Here is a 16014-nt window from a genome sequence, read left to right on the forward strand (position 1 = left end):
TGCTGGATGTCGAACTCGACATCACCGGAATGACCTGCGCCTCCTGCGCGGGCCGCATCGAGCGCAAGCTCAACAAGCTCCCCGGCGTCGAGGCGACCGTGAACTACGCCACCGAGAAGGCTCGCGTTCGCGCGCCTGAGGGCATGGATCCCGAGCAGTTTCTAGAAACCGTGAAGGCTGCGGGGTATAGCGCCATCATCCCGGCGCCCATTCACGAGCGTGACGAGAACGACAACGCTAACTCCACGAGCAGCGACAACGACTGGGCTTCGCAATTGCTGCACCGCCTGCTCGTCTCGACCGCACTGGCCGTGCCCGTCGTCTTGATGTCGATGATCCCAGCGCTGCAGTTCACCTACTGGCAGTGGCTGGCCCTCACGCTGACCGCGCCGGTTGTCGTGTGGGGTGCGTGGCCGTTCCACCGCGCTGCGGCCGTGAACCTCCGCCACGGTGCCGCCACCATGGACACCCTCATCAGCCTCGGCGTGATCGCGGCGTTCGGCTGGTCGCTCTACGCCCTCTTCTTCGGCGGTGCTGGCGAGGCCGGCATGCACATGACGATGACATTCTTCGGAACACCCCACGGTGGCTCAAGCGAGATCTACCTCGAAGTTGCCGCCGCCGTCACCGTCTTCATTCTGCTCGGCAAGTACATCGAGGCCCGCGCTAGCCGTGAGTCCGGTGCTGCTCTTCGTGCCCTGCTCGAGCTCGGCGCGAAGGATGCCGCCGTTCTGCGCGGTGGTGTCGAACAGCGCGTTGCCGTGTCCTCGCTCGTCGTCGGCGACCACGTCGTCGTGCGCCCGGGCGAAAAGATCGCCAGCGACGGACTCGTCATCGAAGGCAACTCCGCCGTCGACGCGAGCATGCTCACGGGCGAATCAGTGCCCGTCGAAGTCGGCCCCGACGATCGCGTCACCGGCGCCACCCTCAACGTCGGCGGACGACTCGTCATCGAAATCACTCGCGTCGGCCGCGACACCGAACTGGCCCGACTCGGTCGCATGGTCGAAGAAGCTCAAACCGGCAAAGCCGACATCCAGCGTCTTGCCGATCGTGTTTCGGCGATCTTCGTTCCGGTCGTGCTCGGCCTCGCTGTCGTGGCTTTCGTCGGCTGGATGATCGCCGGCGGCCCCATCGAACTCGCGTTCACTGCCGCCGTCACGACCCTCGTCATTGCGTGCCCGTGCGCCCTCGGCCTCGCAACGCCCACCGCCCTACTCGTGGGCACCGGTCGCGGATCGCAGCTCGGCATCCTGATCAGCGGCCCCCAAGTTCTGGAACAGACCCGCTCGGTCGACACCATCGTGCTCGACAAGACCGGCACCGTCACGACCGGCGAAATGCGCCTCAGCCCGATCGAGGTGCTCGAGGGCGAAAACGAGGAGCTCGTGCTGGCTCGCGCCGCCGCCGCCGAGGCTGGCTCCGAGCATCCGGTCGGCCGTGCCGTTGTTGCCGCAGCCGACGACCGAGGCCTCACGCTCCCCGCTGTCACCGACTTCGCCGCCCATGCGGGCACCGGCGTTCAAGCCACCATCGATGGCATCGTAGTGTTCGTTGGCAAGCCCTCGTGGCTCACCACCGACCACCAACAAACAGTGTCGGATGCCGCCCTCAGCCTGGTCGAGAAGGCCGAGGCTGCCGGGTCGACCGCGATGGTCATCGCGTGGGCCGGTCAAGCGCGAGGCGTGCTGGTTGTCGGCGACACCATCAAGGCAAGCAGTGCGGACGCCGTAGCCGAGTTCATCCGCCTCGGCTTGCGCCCCGTGTTGCTCACCGGCGACAACGCCGGCGCTGCAGCATCCGTCGCCGCAACGGTCGGAATCACCGACGTGCACGCCGGCATCACTCCGCAGGGCAAGCTCGACGTCATCCGCCAGCTGCAGGCCGAAGGCCGTGTTGTTGCGATGGTCGGCGATGGAGTGAACGACTCTGCCGCTCTGGCCGCCGCGGACCTCGGCATTGCCATGGGTGGCGGCACGGATGCCGCGATCGCCGCCAGCGACATCACGGTCGTCAGTGGTGACCTCATGGTTGTCGCCGACGCGGTTCGCCTCGCTAAGCGCACCCTCGGGATCATCCGCGGCAACCTGTTCTGGGCTTTCGCCTACAACGTGGCGGCCCTGCCCATCGCGATGCTTGGCCTGCTCAATCCGCTCATCGCGGGCGCGGCAATGGCCTTCTCGTCGGTCTTCGTCGTCACGAACAGTCTGCGGTTGCGTGGATTCAAGTCGAGCGTGCGCGCGGAACGCTAGCCCGTGATGCGCCGCTAGCTCCGGATGCGCCACCCGTGCCCGCTGCGGCCGTCGCGTTAGTCGCTGCTGGGGTCCTGATCGCGCTCGCGAATAACGATCGCGCGCGCCTCATCCTCCGCTTGGCGCCGGGCGAGCACGTGATTGCGGAAGGTGTCGCGCAGCGGCAACTGAACCGTGTTCTCGGCGGGCACCCCGGCGAGCAACTGACGCAACCGCGTGAATTCGGCATCCACTTCGAGGCCGGCGACAAACGCGAGGTTGCTGATGTAGAGCCAGATGAGCAGCGCGAGCGCTCCCCCGAGCCAGCCGTACACACGGTCATAGCTCGCGAAGTTGGAGGCGTAGAAACCGAAGCCCGCGGTCGCAATCCCCCATGTCACGATCGCAAAGATTGCTCCGGTGCTCACCCACCGCATCCGTTCGTGTCGCACGTTGGGCGTGTAGTAGTAGAGCACCGCGATGATCATGGTGAGGATGACGGCGAGCACCGGCCAGCGCCCCACCGACCAGACGGTAATCCAGGGCTCGCCGATGCCGAGCGCCTCGCCCACGGCGGATGCTACGTTTCTGGTGGTCAGCAGGAGGACAACGACGGCGGCGAAGGCGGCGAGCAAGAAGGTCGACAGCACGAGCATGAGCCCGCGGAACTTCACGAAGCGGCGCCCCTCTTGAATCTCGTACACGCTGTTCGCGGCGCGGCCGAAGGCGGTCGCATAGCTCGACAGTGACCAGACGCTCAAGAGGAGCCCGACGGTGAGCGCGACTCCCGGGCTGCCAATGGAGAACAGCTGCGTGAGAGGTTCTTTCAAGACTTCGACGGTGCTCGGTTTGAGCACTTCGGTGGCGAGATCAATCACGGTGTCGGCGGCTTGATCTTTGCCCTCAGCGATCGCCAATACAGAGACGACGCTCAGCGCGGCCGGCAGAGTGGCGAGCGCCGAGAAGAAGGCGAGCGTCGCTGCGGAGTCGATTCCGCGGTGCAGCATGAAGCCGTGATAGGCACGACGGAACGCATACCACCACTCACCGCGCGCACTGCGGAGCTTGCTGGTCGCATCGGAAGATCCCATCCGGTCAGTTTAAGCGGAAGGATACGGAACTGGCGCACGACCCCCGCGGTGCTCCTTTCAGATCATGCACTCTAGAGGATGCCCCGAGATGGGTTTAGGCTCAGATCATTAGCCGCCGCGCGTTGCGACGACATGGGTTCGAGGAGGAACACCATGACCACGATTACGCCGTGCCTGTGGTTCAACGGCAATGCCGAAGACGCTGTGCAGTTCTATACCGCGGCGTTTTCCGACAGTTCGATAATCAACACCACTCACTACCCTTCGGAGGGGTTGGCTGACTTTCAACGCGACCTCGCCGGTGCGGTGCTGACGGTTACTTTCCGTCTTGCCGGGCAAGAGTTTTTGGCGATTAACGCGGGCGAGCGATTTGCGTTCAACGAGTCCACGTCGTTCATGGTCAATTTCGATCCTTCTATTGATCCGGATGCTCGCCGCAATCTTGATGCGTTGTGGAATGCGCTTATCGACGGCGGCAGTGCGCTCATGCCGATCGCTAACTACGATTTCAGCCCGCGCTATGGATGGTTGCGGGACCGTTTTGGCGTGAACTGGCAGCTGATCCTCACCGATCCCGCTGGTGAACCGCGGCCCACGATCATGCCCGCGCTGCTGTTCGGCGACGGCGTGCAGAACCGTGCTCGAGAAGCCATCGAGTTCTACGCCTCCGTGTTCGACAATGCACAGTTGGGGGCTGACGTTCGCTACACCAAACGCACGGGCCCCGCGCATCCGGGTTCCGTCATGTTTGGCGATGTCAGGCTCCGAGACCTGTGGTTTGTAGCAATGGATGCCGCCACTCGCCAACACGTGACGTTCACGGAGTCGGTGTCGTTTGTGATTCCGTGTGCGGATCAGGCGGAGATTGACCGCTACTGGGCGTCGCTCTCGGCGGTTCCCGAAGCGGAAGCCTGCGGCTGGTGCAAAGACAAATTCGGCGTGAGTTGGCAGATCACTCCCGCCAATATCGACGAACTCATGACACGGCCGAATGCCTTCGAGCACATGATGCAGCTCAAGAAGATCGAGATCGCCAAGCTTTAGCTAAACCCGCTCCGGACTAGGCGCGTTCCACGGGTTGCCGCAGCAGCGTGCGCAGTTTGGATGCCTCGACTTTACGAAAGTCGTTGAAGTAGATCTCGTGGTGCTTGCCGGTCATCCGCAGCCCCTGCTCGGGAATGAATTCGGTGTGCATCTGCGCCAGAATCTCGGCCTCATCGTCATAAGGGCCGAGGTGGAGTGTCTGCACGCACACCCCCTCGTCGAGGGTTTCGAGGCGGACCTTATCGAGACTGGCGGGCAGGTTCTCGGGTGTCTTGCTCTTGGCGACCACCGAAGCAACGGCATCCTCGAACATGGTCGCGGTGATCCACTCAGGCGCGAGGATCATCGCGGTCCAGTCCCACTGTGACTTGTCGCGACCGCTCGTGAAGGCAGCCATATCTTCGGCCCACCAGAGCGCTTCCAGCGGCGGCACCACATAGTCACGGTCGAGCGCTTTGCTCGCAAACTTCAGCGTGTACGCCACGGGATACAGCGCCGCAATCGCAGCCGTGTAGTCGCTGTCGGCACCGGGTGCGCCATGGCCGTCGACCATGAGGTATTGCTGGGGCAGGACATCCAGAATCCTGAACTCGTTGTGGCGCGCTTTATATGCGTCGAGCGTCTTCTTGAAGTCAGTTTTCATTGCCCCACCCCGCCGTGCATTGGTTCGTGTTATTAGCTGGCGCCGATCACCACGTTGGCGATGAGCATATCGAGCTTGCGCACGTCGATGGCCTTGCCGACCTTGATTTTGATGTGGCCGGCGCGGGTCCACAGTTCAAGCTCGGCATTGATGTCGAGGGTTCCGGCGTTCTCGGATGACCACATGAGTACGTTCGAATAGGGCAGCGAGTAGAGCTCCACCTTCTTGCCGGTGATGCCTTGAGCGTCGCGTACGATGAGGCGCTTGTTGGTGAAAACTGCGCTGTCGCGGAACGTCTTGTAGGCCGCGATGGGCTGTTCGCCGGGCAGCAGCATCGGCATCACATCTTCGGGAATGGGGGCTTCAGAAACAAACGTCCAGGCGGCGATTACGGCGGCTTCCATCGGGTACTCCTCAGATCGGGTTGCGAGCCGAGATCTCCGGCCCGCCCACACCCTATCGGCAGTCACCGACGCTCGAGAGTCGAGGGACGAGGGCTGCACCTAGCCGCCGACCCAGCCTTCGATTCCGAACATGCCAAGTTCTGCCTCGCACTGATCGAGCACAGCTCTATAGGCAGCCGTCCATTCGACAGAGTCGGGATCATAAGGCTCCCCCTCCGCAGCAATCGCGGTCGCCGGGGTCACCGCTTGCAGTTCAGCGATCAGCGGGGCCAATTCGGTTTCTTCCGAGGGAGAGATCCGCTGAATCATCCTCGCGGCGACGCGTTTCGCTCCTTCGTATTCAGCTTCGATCGCCCGCCCCTGATCGACTGAAGTGCTCAGATTGAAGGTGAGGGTTACCGCGTCGGATACCTGATCGCAGACTGCTTGCGTTTCGACTAGCGGATCGACCGGCTCTCCAGCTTCGGCGGTACACGCGGCAAGGGAAAGAACAAGCAGAGCGGCCGCGACGACAGCGAATGCCGGTCGACTTCGACGAACAGACACCAGAGGATCTCCTTTGAAGGGGACAACAGCGACGAACGGTGATCATTGCGCCATCTTCCGATAGTTCCGAAGAATGACTTACTTGATTACCGCTCATGAATTTCAGCAACTCTACGTCACGGATCGAATCGGCAAAAGCCCCACGCCCGAAAGCCGCAGCAGACCCCCAGAGTGCCCATAACGCGGAGGCTAGAATCGTGACTGTGCCGCTCCCGGCGCGGTAAGGATCGAACCTGTGACGTCGCCCGCTCAGCATGACCGCCAGCCGCTCGTCGAGGCGGGTGCGCCGCTCAGCTCCGACCGCCTCATCCGCTATTCGCGCCAACTCGCTAACCCCGGCTTTGGCGAACTCGCCCAGCGTCGCCTTGCGAACGCCCGAGTTCTTGTCGTCGGCGCCGGTGGCCTCGGCAGTGCCACCATTCCCGCCTTGGCCGCGATGGGCGTCGGCACCATCGGCGTCATCGATACGGATGTCGTTGAACTCTCGAATCTGCACCGCCAGCTCGCTCACGGGGTTGCCGATATCGGGCGCAGCAAGCTCGATTCCATGGCCGAAACCGTCAGCCGCATCGACGCCGAAGTCTCGTTCATCGCCCACGATGTGTGGCTCGATTCCCGCAACGCGCTCGAACTCTTCGCGGGGTATGACCTCGTGCTCGACGGCAGCGACAACTTCGCCACGCGCTATCTCGTCAATGACGCGGCCGCGCTGACCGGCATCCCCGTCGTGTGGGGTGCGATCCTGCGCTACGGCGGCCAAGCCGGAATTTCGTGGTCAGGTCATGGGCCGACCTACCGTGACCTGTTTCCCGTTCCGCCGGCGCCCGGCACTGTTCCCTCGTGCGCTGAGGGCGGCGTGCTGCCGACCGTCTGTGCCATGATCGGCGCCATCATGTGCTCCGAAACCGTGAAAATCATCACGGGAATTGGCGAACCTCTCCTCGGCCGAGTGAGCACCTACGACGCGCTCACCGGCCGCTTTCGTGAACTCGAATACGCTGCAAGCGACGATGCGGATGCCATTACCGAGCTTATTGACTATGACCTGTTCTGTGGCGTGACGGCGGCGCCCGCGTCGAGTGGCACCCACGGCTCGAATGACGCCAGCGGGACCGGCGACGCAGGCGGCGCACGCAGCGCCGGCGAGGAGATCGAGTCGCGGGAACTTGCGGCCATGCTCCGCGGTTCTGCGCCACTGCAGCTGGTCGATATTCGTGAACCCTTTGAGTTTGCGATTGCCGCGATTGAGACTGCCGAACTGATTCCGCTGGGTGGCCTTGAGGGCCGGCTTGCCGACATCCGCACCGACGTTCCCGTGGTCGTGTATTGCCACCACGGCATTCGCAGCGAACGTGCTCTGCGGATGCTGCAGAGCGCCGGCTTCACCAACATCCGCCACCTAGTGGGCGGCATCGACGACTACGCGCAGGTCATTGATCCTGCGCTCGCGAGGTACTAAACGTGAACGATCAGAACCCGGCAAGCTTCGCCACCATCACGGATGCCGCGATTGACGAGGCCGCAATTCGTCACGCTGTCGAGTCCCCCGCTTCTGGCGCGGTCGTCGTGTTTTCGGGAGTGGTGCGTAATCACGACGCCGGCAACGAAGTGTGGTCGCTGGAGTATCAGGCGCATCCCGAAGCCGAAGCGCTGCTTGCTCAGTGCTGCGCCGAGGTGGCGGCCGAAACGGGCCTCGCGATTGCGGCAGCGCACCGGGTTGGCCTGCTGCAGATTGGGGATGTTGCGCTGTCTGCAGCCGTCTCTGCAGCACACCGTCGCGAAGCTTTCGAGGCGTGCGAACTGCTCGTTGAACGCATCAAGGCGACGGTGCCGATTTGGAAACGTCAGCAGCTCGCCGGTGGAGCGACCGAATGGGTGGGGCTGTAGCGGCGACTTTCGGCGCACACGATCGGCGAGCGACAGTCAGGCGCACAGACCACGTCGCAGCCGTAAGCGGAGCTGGGCTCTAGCCGCCAGCGAACGGCGGTAGCACGTCGACGCGAGCGCCAACCGCGTGCGCGGGGTCACGCCGAACAACGCCATCGATCAGGAACGACCCCGACTCGACAACCTTCTGCATGAGCGAACCGTAGCGTTCGACGAGCAGATCCTTGAGCGTTGCCAGCGTCGCCCCCGACTCGATCTCAAGGTGCTCTTCATCGCGCCCGGCCGCCTCGGCGGCGGCAGCGAAATAGCGAATGTGAGTGATCATGTCAGCCGCCAATGTACGACATCTCAATCTTCTTAGCTCCCGGCGCTGGCGTGGTCGCCGGCCGGGCGGTGTTGAGCGAGCGCAACTCTGAGTAGCGGTCGGTGCGGTCGCGCCAGAGGTGGGCCATGGCATCCGATAGTTGGTCGTCGGTGCAGCCGTCGCGCATAAGGGCACGCAGGTCGTGGCCAGAGCTCGCAAAGAGGCAGGTGTAGAGCTTGCCGTCGACCGAGATTCGAGCACGCGAGCAGGTGTGGCAGAAGGACTGAGTGACGCTGGAAATCACGCCGATCTCTCCGCCGCCATCGCGATAGCGCCAGCGTTGCGAGGTCTCACCGCTGTAGTTGGGGGCGATTTCTTCGAGGGGAAGTTCGGCGTTGATACGGTCGATCACCTCGGCCGAGGGCACGACTTCGCCGAGCTGCCAGCCGTTGGTGGTGCCGACATCCATGTATTCAATGAAGCGCAGGATGAACGGAGTGTCTTTGAAGTGGCGGGCCATCGCGACGATGTCTTTGTCGTTGTGCCCCTTCTTCACGACCATGTTGATCTTGATGGGGCCGAGCCCGGCGGCGTGCGCTGCGTCGAGGCCGTCCAAGATCTTTTTCACAGGAAACTTGACGTCATTCATCGACTGGAAGGTCGCATCGTCGAGCGAATCGAGCGACACCGTGACGCGCTTGAGTCCGGCCTCCTTGAGCGCGGGGGCAAGGTGGCCGAGCGCTGAGCCGTTGGTGGTGATGGCGAGGTCGAGGGGCGCGCCCGCCGGAGTCGTCAGCTTCGACAGCATCCCGACCAGTTCAGGGAGTCCTTTGCGCAGCAGCGGTTCGCCGCCCGTGAGGCGGATCTTCTCGACACCGTGACGTGCGGCGATGCGCGCCAAGCGAGTGATCTCTTCGAAGCTCAGAAGTTCGTCGCGCGGCATGAACGCATAGTCAGCGCCAAAGACTTCCTTGGGCATGCAGTAGACGCAGCGAAAATTGCAGCGGTCGGTGACCGAGAAGCGAATGTCGTGCAGCGGCCGACCCAGGGTGTCCACGACGGGGGTGCCGATCGCGGAGGAACTCATAGCGTCAGACTAACCCGCGGAAGGCTGCGAAACCTCCGAGGCCGTCGCGTCGATCGCATCGCCCACGTGAATGCTGCCGCCATCAAGCGGAGTGAGCCGGATGCCGAACCACGTCTTGTGGTCCCGCTGGCGATGCTGCGCCAGGGTGCGAATCGGTTCCTTGCCGCGCTCGAGGGTGGAGGGTTCGATCGTGGTCATGACGCAGCGGTCGCAGATCATGGTGACGCGGAAGCGCACGTCACCGATCGTCACGCTGGTCCAGCTTTCTTCGACGAACGGTTCGAGGTCGTCGATGATCACGTTGGGACGGAACCGGATCATGTCGAGGGGCGCGTCATCAGCGTCGGTCCACTCGTCGAGCTGACGCAGCGACGCTTCACTTGCGAGCAGCAGCGGGCCACCATCAGCGAGAGACACGACTTCGCCCGGCTGGCCGCCGTCTTCGGGGTCGATCGCGCGCACAGTGGGGTCGGACTGCCAGACGAGGCGAGCGTCGAGGCCGGCGCGTTCGCTGAGCCAGGCGTTCACGTCGCCGCGGGCTGCAAGGGCGGTGCCTTGCCCATCGAGGCTCACCTCGATCGTGTCGCCGCCGTCGGCCATGTCGACGGTCACGCTGGAGCCGTCTCGGTCAGAAAGCCGCACGGCCGTCTCGCTCAGCGCGTGAGCGGTGAGGCCGAGAAGGTGGTTGTGCTGACGCGCGGTCAGGGCTTTGCCGTCGCTATCGACAAGCGCCCAGCGGCGATCCTGGTCAAGGCCCCATGGATTGACGGCCGCCGAATCGACGTCTTCGCCGGCAAAAGACTTCACTGGATACACTCTGAGTCGTGTCACGCGCATGGGCGAATCCTAGCAACGTGCGCCCCAAGAACGACGGGAGTGTCCCGAGGATTCGCGATGCGAATTGGCGGTGCGTTTTAGCGGCGCGTTGTGACGGTGCGTTTTAGCGGCGTGGGTACACCGTGACCTGGGATGCAGCGACGGATGCCACGATGCGGTCCCCCGGCGTGATGTCGTGCGCGAGCAGATCGGCCGCCGCTGTCTCGGCCACGACGGTGTCGCCCAGCAGCGTGACGCGGATTCCTCTGAGGCCGGGCTCGAGAAGATCGACGGTGGCGTGCCATTCGTTGGGGTGCGAGGGGGCGGATGCGGTTGATTCGGATGCCGTGGGCCCCGCGGTTGCGGTCGCAGCAGCGGCGGCAGCAGCAGCGTCGGAACCCGACGATTCCCGGCGCAGCGTCACCGCAGACGGCGGGAACGCGACCGAAACCTCCGCACCGACCTCCGGTACGACGTCGTCGACGGCGAATCCACGCCCATCCGCAAGTCGCACGAGTTCACGGGTTTCGACGATTCCGTGCAGCACATTGAGGCCGACGAGCGTGGCGGCGAACTGGTTGACGGGCTCGCCGAGCACTCGGGCAACGTCGCCGCTGTCGATGATGCGGCCCGCATCCATGATGGCGACGCGGTCGGCCAGCACCATGGCATCCACCACATCGTGAGTGACGACGATGGTGGCGGGCGCGGTCGGCGGGCGGCCATCGATTCCGGTGTGAGTGGCGGAGATCCGGGAAGCCAGACACTCGCGCAGCAGGGTGCGCACGAGGGAAGCGTTTTGCACGTCGAGGGCAGCCATCGGTTCGTCGAAGAGCAGCACGTCGGGTTCGGTGGCCAGCACGCGGGCAATCGCTACGCGCTGCTGCTGGCCTCCCGAGAGCTCGGCGGGTTTGCGAGCGGCGAACTCGCTCATGCCGACGGCCGCCAGCCATTCGGAAGCACGTTCGCGGGCATCCGTGGCATTCATTCCGTTCGAGCGCAGCAGCCCGCGCGACCGCAGCCCGAAAGCGACGTTTTCGAGGGCGCTCAAATGCGGGAACAGCAGGGGCTCTTGCCCGAGCAGACCGATGCGACGGCGATGAGCGGGCACCACGGTCATCCGCCCGCCACCCGACTGCGGAACCTCGGTGAGCACCCGACCGTCGACCGAGACGGAGCCCTGGTCGGGAGCGAGCAGCCCCGCGATCACCGCGAGCAGCGTCGACTTACCGGAGCCGTTCGGGCCCAGCAGCGCGAGCGTTTCTCCGGGCGCGACTGTGACGCTCGCGTCGAGACTGAACGAGCCTCGACTCACCTGAATAGTGGCATCCAGTGTCATGGGTCAGCGCTCCGAAGTCGGGCGCCAGCTGCGCAGCAGAAGCAGGATGACGATGCCGACGACCACGAGCAGCAGCGACAGAGCGATGGCCGAATCTTGGCTCACGCCGGCGCCGTTAAACGCGGTGTAGATCGCGAGGGGCATGGTGCGGGTGGTGCCGGCGGCGTTGCCGGCGAAGAGGGCGGTGGCGCCGAATTCGCCGAGCGCGCGGGCGAAGCAGAGCACGGTTCCGGCGATGACGCCGGGCATGATGAGCGGCAGGGTGACTCGACGAAAGACCGTCCAGCGGCCGGCGCCAAGCGTCGCGGCGACCGCCTCGTACCGAGTGCCCGCGGTGCGCAGTGCACCCTCGACCGAGATCACCAGGAAGGGCAGAGCCACGAACGATTGGGCGATTACGACAGCGCCCGTCGTGAACGGAATGCGGATGCCGAACCACAGTTCGAGCACACTGCCGACGAGCCCGTTGCGTCCGAGAAGGTAGAGCAGGGCGATGCCTCCGACCAAGGGCGGCATCACGAGCGGGAGCGTCGTGAGCGCACGCAGCAGACCGGCCAGCCGATTGCCCGAGCGAGCGATCACGAGCGCGAGCGGAATGCCAACGATGAGGCACAGCACCGTCGCGGCGAGGGCGGTCTGCAGCGACAGCCAGAGTGCCGACTGTGCCTCCTCCGAGACGATCGCGGCCGGCACGCTGGGCCAATCGGCCCGGAGAAACAGCCCGACGAGGGGCAAGATCAGCAGCGCGAATCCAAGGGCGGCGGGCAGGTAGAGCAGGCGCGGGATGCCAGAGCCGGCTGCTGCCGTGGTGCGGGAGGCTGCGCTTCGGCTGGCTGCGCTTCGGCTGGCTGCGGTGCCGGTGGTCAGCGCGCTGCGCGAGGAGCCACTCATGGCTTCACGAATCCGTAGCTCGCAAGAATGCTCTGCCCCGCAGGCGACAGCACGAATTCGACGAAGGCCGCCGCGATGGCCGGTTGCGCAGCCTCGTTCAGCACGGCGATCGGGTACGTGTTGCGTGCGGTTGCAGCGTCGGCAATCGCTATGCCGTCGACCGCACCCGCGGCATTCAGAACGTCCGTGACATAGACGAGCCCGGCATCCACTTCGCCCAGCTCGACCTTGGTCAACACGGCCGTCACGTTCTGTTCTTCGGTCACCGGAGTCAGTTCGACGTCTGCAGCGTCGAGCAGGATGCGCGAAGCGGCCCCACACGGAACCGCGGGAGCGCACAGGGCAACCTGCACGTCGGGCGCCGCCAGATCACTCAGTGCCGTGATGTCCAGCGGGTTGCCGGGCTGCACCGCAATCTGCAATTCGTTGCTCGCGAACGAAACGGGAGCAGTCGCCAGCTCGGCGCTGACCTGCTGCATTGTGGCGTCATCCGCGGAGGCGAAGACGTCGGCCGGGGCGCCTTCGCTGATTTGCGTGGCGAGAGTAGAGGAGCCGTCGAAGGAGATCGGAGCAATTGTGACGCCGGGGTTCTCGGCGCTGAAGGCGTCAGCCAATTCGGTGAACGAGGCCGTCAATGAGGCTGCGGCGAAGATCGCGAGCTCACCCTGCAGCGCACCGTCAGCAGACGTGGATGCCGGTGCCGGGTCTGCTGCCGAGCATCCGGCGAGCCCCACCAGACCTGCCATCGCGATGGCGGCGACCGTCGTCAGCACGCGAACCCGTCGTCGCCTGTGCCCGCCCTGCTGCCGCGGCTGCCCCTGCTTCCGCACCGGAAGCATCACTAGGAGTTGTCTTTCGGAGCCTCAACAACCACCATCGTTGCCTTCACAACGGCGACCGCGAGCGACCCAATTTCGAGTTTCAAGTCGCGCACCGCTTCGGTCGACATGAGCGACACGATGCGATGCGGGCCGCACTGCAGCTCGACCTGCGACATGACGGTGTCGCTCAGGATGCCCGTGACGAGCCCAACCATCCGGTTACGAGCGCTGCTCGGTGAGCCGGATGCCGCTGCCGACTGCAGGGCTTGCTGCGCACGCTCTTGAGCCCGCTGGGCCAGGTCCGCGCCGTCGATGACTTGGCGCCCGGCGTCATCGAGAGAGACAGGCAGTCCGTCGGAGGCGATCCACCGTCGCACGGTGTCGTCGCTGACTCCGAGGAGCCCTGCGGCTTCGCTAATCCGATAGTGCGTCATAAATCGGAGTTTAGCACCGCACCTGCGGAGATAAAGGGCGATTTTCGCTACGCCCGCACCCAGTCGAGTGTGAACCGTTTTCGCTAGAGTGAGCCTATGGCCCTCGACGCAACGCCGCTACCGGCATCGATCAGTATTGAGCAGCACCTCGCGAGTATTCTGACGACCACTGCCACGCTGCCCGCGATCACTGTTCCGATCGCTCAGGCCCTGCACCGCACGCTCGCCGCCGACGTTCGGGCCGCCGCGGATGTGCCCGGCTTCGATAACTCGGCGATGGACGGCTACGCGCTTCGTCGAGCGGATGCCGCAACGGCCACCGCCGGAACCCCGATTGCCCTCACTGTGGTTGCCGACCTCCCCGCCGGGTCCGCAGAGAACCCCCGACTTCAACCCGGCGAGGCCGCGCGCATCATGACCGGCGCTCCCGTTCCCGACGACGCCGATTGCATCGTTCCCATCGAAGACACTGATGAGGGCACCGCGACGGTGCTCATTTTTCGGGCCCCGAGCGAGGCCGCGTTCATTCGCCCCCAGGGCACCGACGTGCGCACCGATGCTGCGGTGCTGCCCGCCGGGCGCGTTCTCGGCCCGCGCGATCTTGCCGCCGCTGCCGCTGCTGGGGTCGGAACTCTTTCGGTGATTCCGGCACCGCGCGTTGGCGTGCTCTCGACCGGCAGCGAACTGCGCCAGCCCGGCGAGCCTCTCGCCCGGGGCCAGATCCATGACTCGAACTCGCTATTGCTCGAAGCGCTGATTACCGAGTGCGGCGGCATCCCCGTGCAGCTGGGTTCTGTGCCCGACGACGACGATGCTCTGCGTGCGATCCTCGACACACACGCCCCCGACGTGGATGCCATCATCACCTCGGGCGGCGTGAGCGTCGGCGCCTACGACGTCGTGAAAGCCGTGCTCGCCCCGCTCGGCATCTGGTTCGGACCGGTGCGGATGCAGCCGGGCAAGCCCCAAGGGTTCGGCCGGTTCCCGGTCGTCAACGCCAGCGCCGCCACCGACGGCAGCAGCGACAACAGCACCGCCACGACCGCCACCGCAACCGCTCCCGACAGCGGCCCCCTCCTCTTCGCCCTCCCCGGCAACCCCGTGAGCGTCTTCGTCTCGTTCGAAACCTTCGTTCGCCCCGCGCTTCTCACGCTGGCGGGCCGATCGCCGATCGTGCGGCCGACGCTCACCGCCACCGTCACAACGGGCTGGCGCAGCCCCGCGGGGCGCGCGCAATACATGCCCGCTGTTGTCGAAGAGGATGGGCAGGGTGCGGCATCCGTTCGTCCCGCGAGCGCTGGTGGTGCCGGTTCGTATCTCGTCGCGAGTCTGGCCAGCGCCAACGCCCTGGCTTTCGTACCCGAAGACACGACCGATGTGCTCAACGGTGACACCCTGACTGTCACACTGGTGTCATGAGCGATCAGCCTTTCACCCACCTCAATTCCGCTGGCCAAGCCCGGATGGTGGATGTCACCGCCAAGACCCCGACCGTTCGCGAGGCGACGGCGGAGGGTTTCGTTCGCTGCTCCCCCGTGATCATTGATGCGCTGCGCTCGGGCAACGCTCCCAAGGGTGACGTTCTGGCGGTCGCGCGCATCGCCGGCATCCAAGCGGCAAAGCGCACCGCCGAACTCTTGCCGCTCGCCCACATCATCGGCGTGCACGGCGCGACCGTCGACCTCGAGGTGACGGATGACGGTGTCGCCGTCACCGCGACCGTACGCACCGCCGATCGCACCGGCGTTGAGATGGAAGCCATGACCGCGGTGTCGGTGGCGGCTCTCGCGATCGTCGACATGGTCAAGGGCATGGACAAGACCGTGCAAATTGAGAACGTGCGACTGCTCGCGAAGTCCGGTGGCCGTTCGGGTGACTGGCGTCGCCCCGAATAACGTGCGGTGAGCGGCGAGCCGTCTGGCTTTTACCGTCGGGCTCGGGCTCCTCAGCCTGCAATCTCGCTAGTGGTCTCCGCCATCAAGTTGCTCCAGAATGTGGCCGATCAACGGCGCGACCACCGCAAGCCCCTCTTCGACCGCTTTCGTTGACCCGGGCAGGTTCACCACGAGAGCAGTGCCCGCAACCCCAACCAGACCGCGGCTCAGCACCGCCATCTTTGTGTGGCGAGCCCCCTCGCGGCGCAGCTCTTCGGCAATGCCCGGAATCTCGCGTGTGAGCACGGGCCGGGTTCCTTCGGGCGTGAGATCCCGGGGAGCCACTCCCGTTCCGCCGCTCGTGATCACGATGCGGGCACCAGCGGCGAGCGCGGCGCGTATCGCAGTAGTGACTGATTCCGCGCCATCCGGAATCACCGTCAACGACGCCGCATAGCCCTGCGCCGTGAGCAGCTCGACCGCGCGCGGCCCCGAGGTATCCGCCCGCTCCCCCCGGAAGCTGCGGTCAGAAACCGTGATGACCGCAGCGGGCACTGCCTCAACGTCGCTGCCCTTGCCGCTGTGAGTGTGAACCATGTCTG

General features: G+C 65.0%; 18 protein-coding genes. 6 read left to right on the forward strand and 12 right to left on the reverse strand.

The genetic code is table 11. The annotated features are described in order from the left end of the window. Window positions 1-29: 29 nt before the first annotated feature. Window positions 30-2252 (forward strand): heavy metal translocating P-type ATPase, encoded by a 2223-nt coding sequence (locus ACWFSR_RS12325; RefSeq protein WP_447523448.1) that lies wholly within the window; start codon window positions 30-32, stop codon window positions 2250-2252. 56 nt (window positions 2253-2308) lie between these two features. Here ACWFSR_RS12325 and ACWFSR_RS12330 read toward each other — a convergent pair whose 3' ends face one another. Beyond that, entirely contained in the window at window positions 2309-3322 is a 1014-nt protein-coding gene (locus ACWFSR_RS12330) for a YihY/virulence factor BrkB family protein (protein ID WP_447522485.1), read from the reverse strand. 153 nt (window positions 3323-3475) lie between these two features. On the opposite strand from ACWFSR_RS12330, the gene ACWFSR_RS12335 reads away from it, so the two are divergent. After that, window positions 3476-4366 carry a VOC family protein gene (locus tag ACWFSR_RS12335; protein WP_447522486.1) on the forward strand — a complete coding sequence of 297 codons (891 nt, stop codon included), beginning with the start codon at window positions 3476-3478 and terminating at the stop codon, window positions 4364-4366. 16 nt (window positions 4367-4382) lie between these two features. Here the strand turns inward: ACWFSR_RS12335 and ACWFSR_RS12340 are convergent, their stop codons facing one another. The 3 genes from ACWFSR_RS12340 to ACWFSR_RS12350 form a co-directional block, all read right to left on the reverse strand. After that, window positions 4383-5009: a GyrI-like domain-containing protein gene (locus ACWFSR_RS12340; RefSeq protein WP_447522487.1), complete on the reverse strand. Its 627-nt coding sequence runs from the start codon at window positions 5007-5009 to the stop codon at window positions 4383-4385. 32 nt (window positions 5010-5041) lie between these two features. Then, entirely contained in the window at window positions 5042-5413 is a 372-nt protein-coding gene (locus tag ACWFSR_RS12345; RefSeq protein ID WP_197122994.1) for a PH domain-containing protein, read from the reverse strand. A 99-nt stretch (window positions 5414-5512) separates the two neighbouring features. Further along, window positions 5513-5959 (reverse strand): hypothetical protein, encoded by a 447-nt coding sequence (locus tag ACWFSR_RS12350; RefSeq protein ID WP_447522488.1) that lies wholly within the window; start codon window positions 5957-5959, stop codon window positions 5513-5515. 235 nt (window positions 5960-6194) lie between these two features. On the opposite strand from ACWFSR_RS12350, the gene ACWFSR_RS12355 reads away from it, so the two are divergent. Together ACWFSR_RS12355 and ACWFSR_RS12360 are read left to right on the forward strand one after the other, a co-directional pair. Beyond that, on the forward strand, window positions 6195-7418 hold the full coding sequence (locus ACWFSR_RS12355) for a ThiF family adenylyltransferase (protein ID WP_447522489.1): 1224 nt from the start codon (window positions 6195-6197) through the stop codon (window positions 7416-7418). Window positions 7419-7420: 2 nt separating this feature from the next. Further along, entirely contained in the window at window positions 7421-7846 is a 426-nt protein-coding gene (locus ACWFSR_RS12360) for a molybdenum cofactor biosynthesis protein MoaE (protein ID WP_447522490.1), read from the forward strand. A gap of 79 nt (window positions 7847-7925) precedes the next feature. Here the strand turns inward: ACWFSR_RS12360 and ACWFSR_RS12365 are convergent, their stop codons facing one another. From ACWFSR_RS12365 to ACWFSR_RS12395, 7 genes are all read right to left on the reverse strand, one after another. Further along, window positions 7926-8171 carry a MoaD/ThiS family protein gene (locus ACWFSR_RS12365; protein WP_447522491.1) on the reverse strand — a complete coding sequence of 82 codons (246 nt, stop codon included), beginning with the start codon at window positions 8169-8171 and terminating at the stop codon, window positions 7926-7928. Between the two features lies 1 nt (window position 8172). Further along, on the reverse strand, window positions 8173-9237 hold the full coding sequence (gene moaA, locus ACWFSR_RS12370) for a GTP 3',8-cyclase MoaA (protein WP_447522492.1): 1065 nt from the start codon (window positions 9235-9237) through the stop codon (window positions 8173-8175). 9 nt (window positions 9238-9246) lie between these two features. Continuing rightward, a complete protein-coding gene (locus ACWFSR_RS12375) occupies window positions 9247-10074 on the reverse strand; it encodes an MOSC domain-containing protein (RefSeq protein WP_447522493.1) in 828 nt (275 codons plus the stop codon). A 103-nt stretch (window positions 10075-10177) separates the two neighbouring features. Beyond that, a complete protein-coding gene (locus ACWFSR_RS12380; protein WP_447522494.1) occupies window positions 10178-11392 on the reverse strand; it encodes an ABC transporter ATP-binding protein in 1215 nt (404 codons plus the stop codon). Between the two features lie 3 nt (window positions 11393-11395). Continuing rightward, the gene (locus ACWFSR_RS12385; protein WP_447522495.1) at window positions 11396-12283 is read right to left on the reverse strand and encodes an ABC transporter permease; all 888 of its coding nucleotides are present in this window, start codon (window positions 12281-12283) and stop codon (window positions 11396-11398) included. Further along, on the reverse strand, window positions 12280-13056 hold the full coding sequence (gene modA, locus ACWFSR_RS12390; protein ID WP_447522496.1) for a molybdate ABC transporter substrate-binding protein: 777 nt from the start codon (window positions 13054-13056) through the stop codon (window positions 12280-12282). Before modA ends, ACWFSR_RS12385 begins: the two co-directional genes overlap by 4 nt. 68 nt (window positions 13057-13124) lie before the next feature. Next, window positions 13125-13538 (reverse strand): TOBE domain-containing protein, encoded by a 414-nt coding sequence (locus ACWFSR_RS12395; RefSeq protein ID WP_197109436.1) that lies wholly within the window; start codon window positions 13536-13538, stop codon window positions 13125-13127. A 96-nt stretch (window positions 13539-13634) separates the two neighbouring features. Between ACWFSR_RS12395 and ACWFSR_RS12400 the strand changes: the two genes are divergently transcribed. Together ACWFSR_RS12400 and moaC are read left to right on the forward strand one after the other, a co-directional pair. Then, window positions 13635-14957: a molybdopterin molybdotransferase MoeA gene (locus ACWFSR_RS12400; protein ID WP_447522497.1), complete on the forward strand. Its 1323-nt coding sequence runs from the start codon at window positions 13635-13637 to the stop codon at window positions 14955-14957. Further along, entirely contained in the window at window positions 14954-15433 is a 480-nt protein-coding gene (gene moaC, locus ACWFSR_RS12405) for a cyclic pyranopterin monophosphate synthase MoaC (protein WP_197109434.1), read from the forward strand. Before ACWFSR_RS12400 ends, moaC begins: the two co-directional genes overlap by 4 nt. 66 nt (window positions 15434-15499) lie before the next feature. Here the strand turns inward: moaC and ACWFSR_RS12410 are convergent, their stop codons facing one another. Further along, on the reverse strand, window positions 15500-16009 hold the full coding sequence (locus ACWFSR_RS12410) for a MogA/MoaB family molybdenum cofactor biosynthesis protein (RefSeq protein WP_197109433.1): 510 nt from the start codon (window positions 16007-16009) through the stop codon (window positions 15500-15502). Window positions 16010-16014: the final 5 nt, after the last annotated feature.

This window comes from Salinibacterium sp. NYA9b (assembly GCF_976973725.1).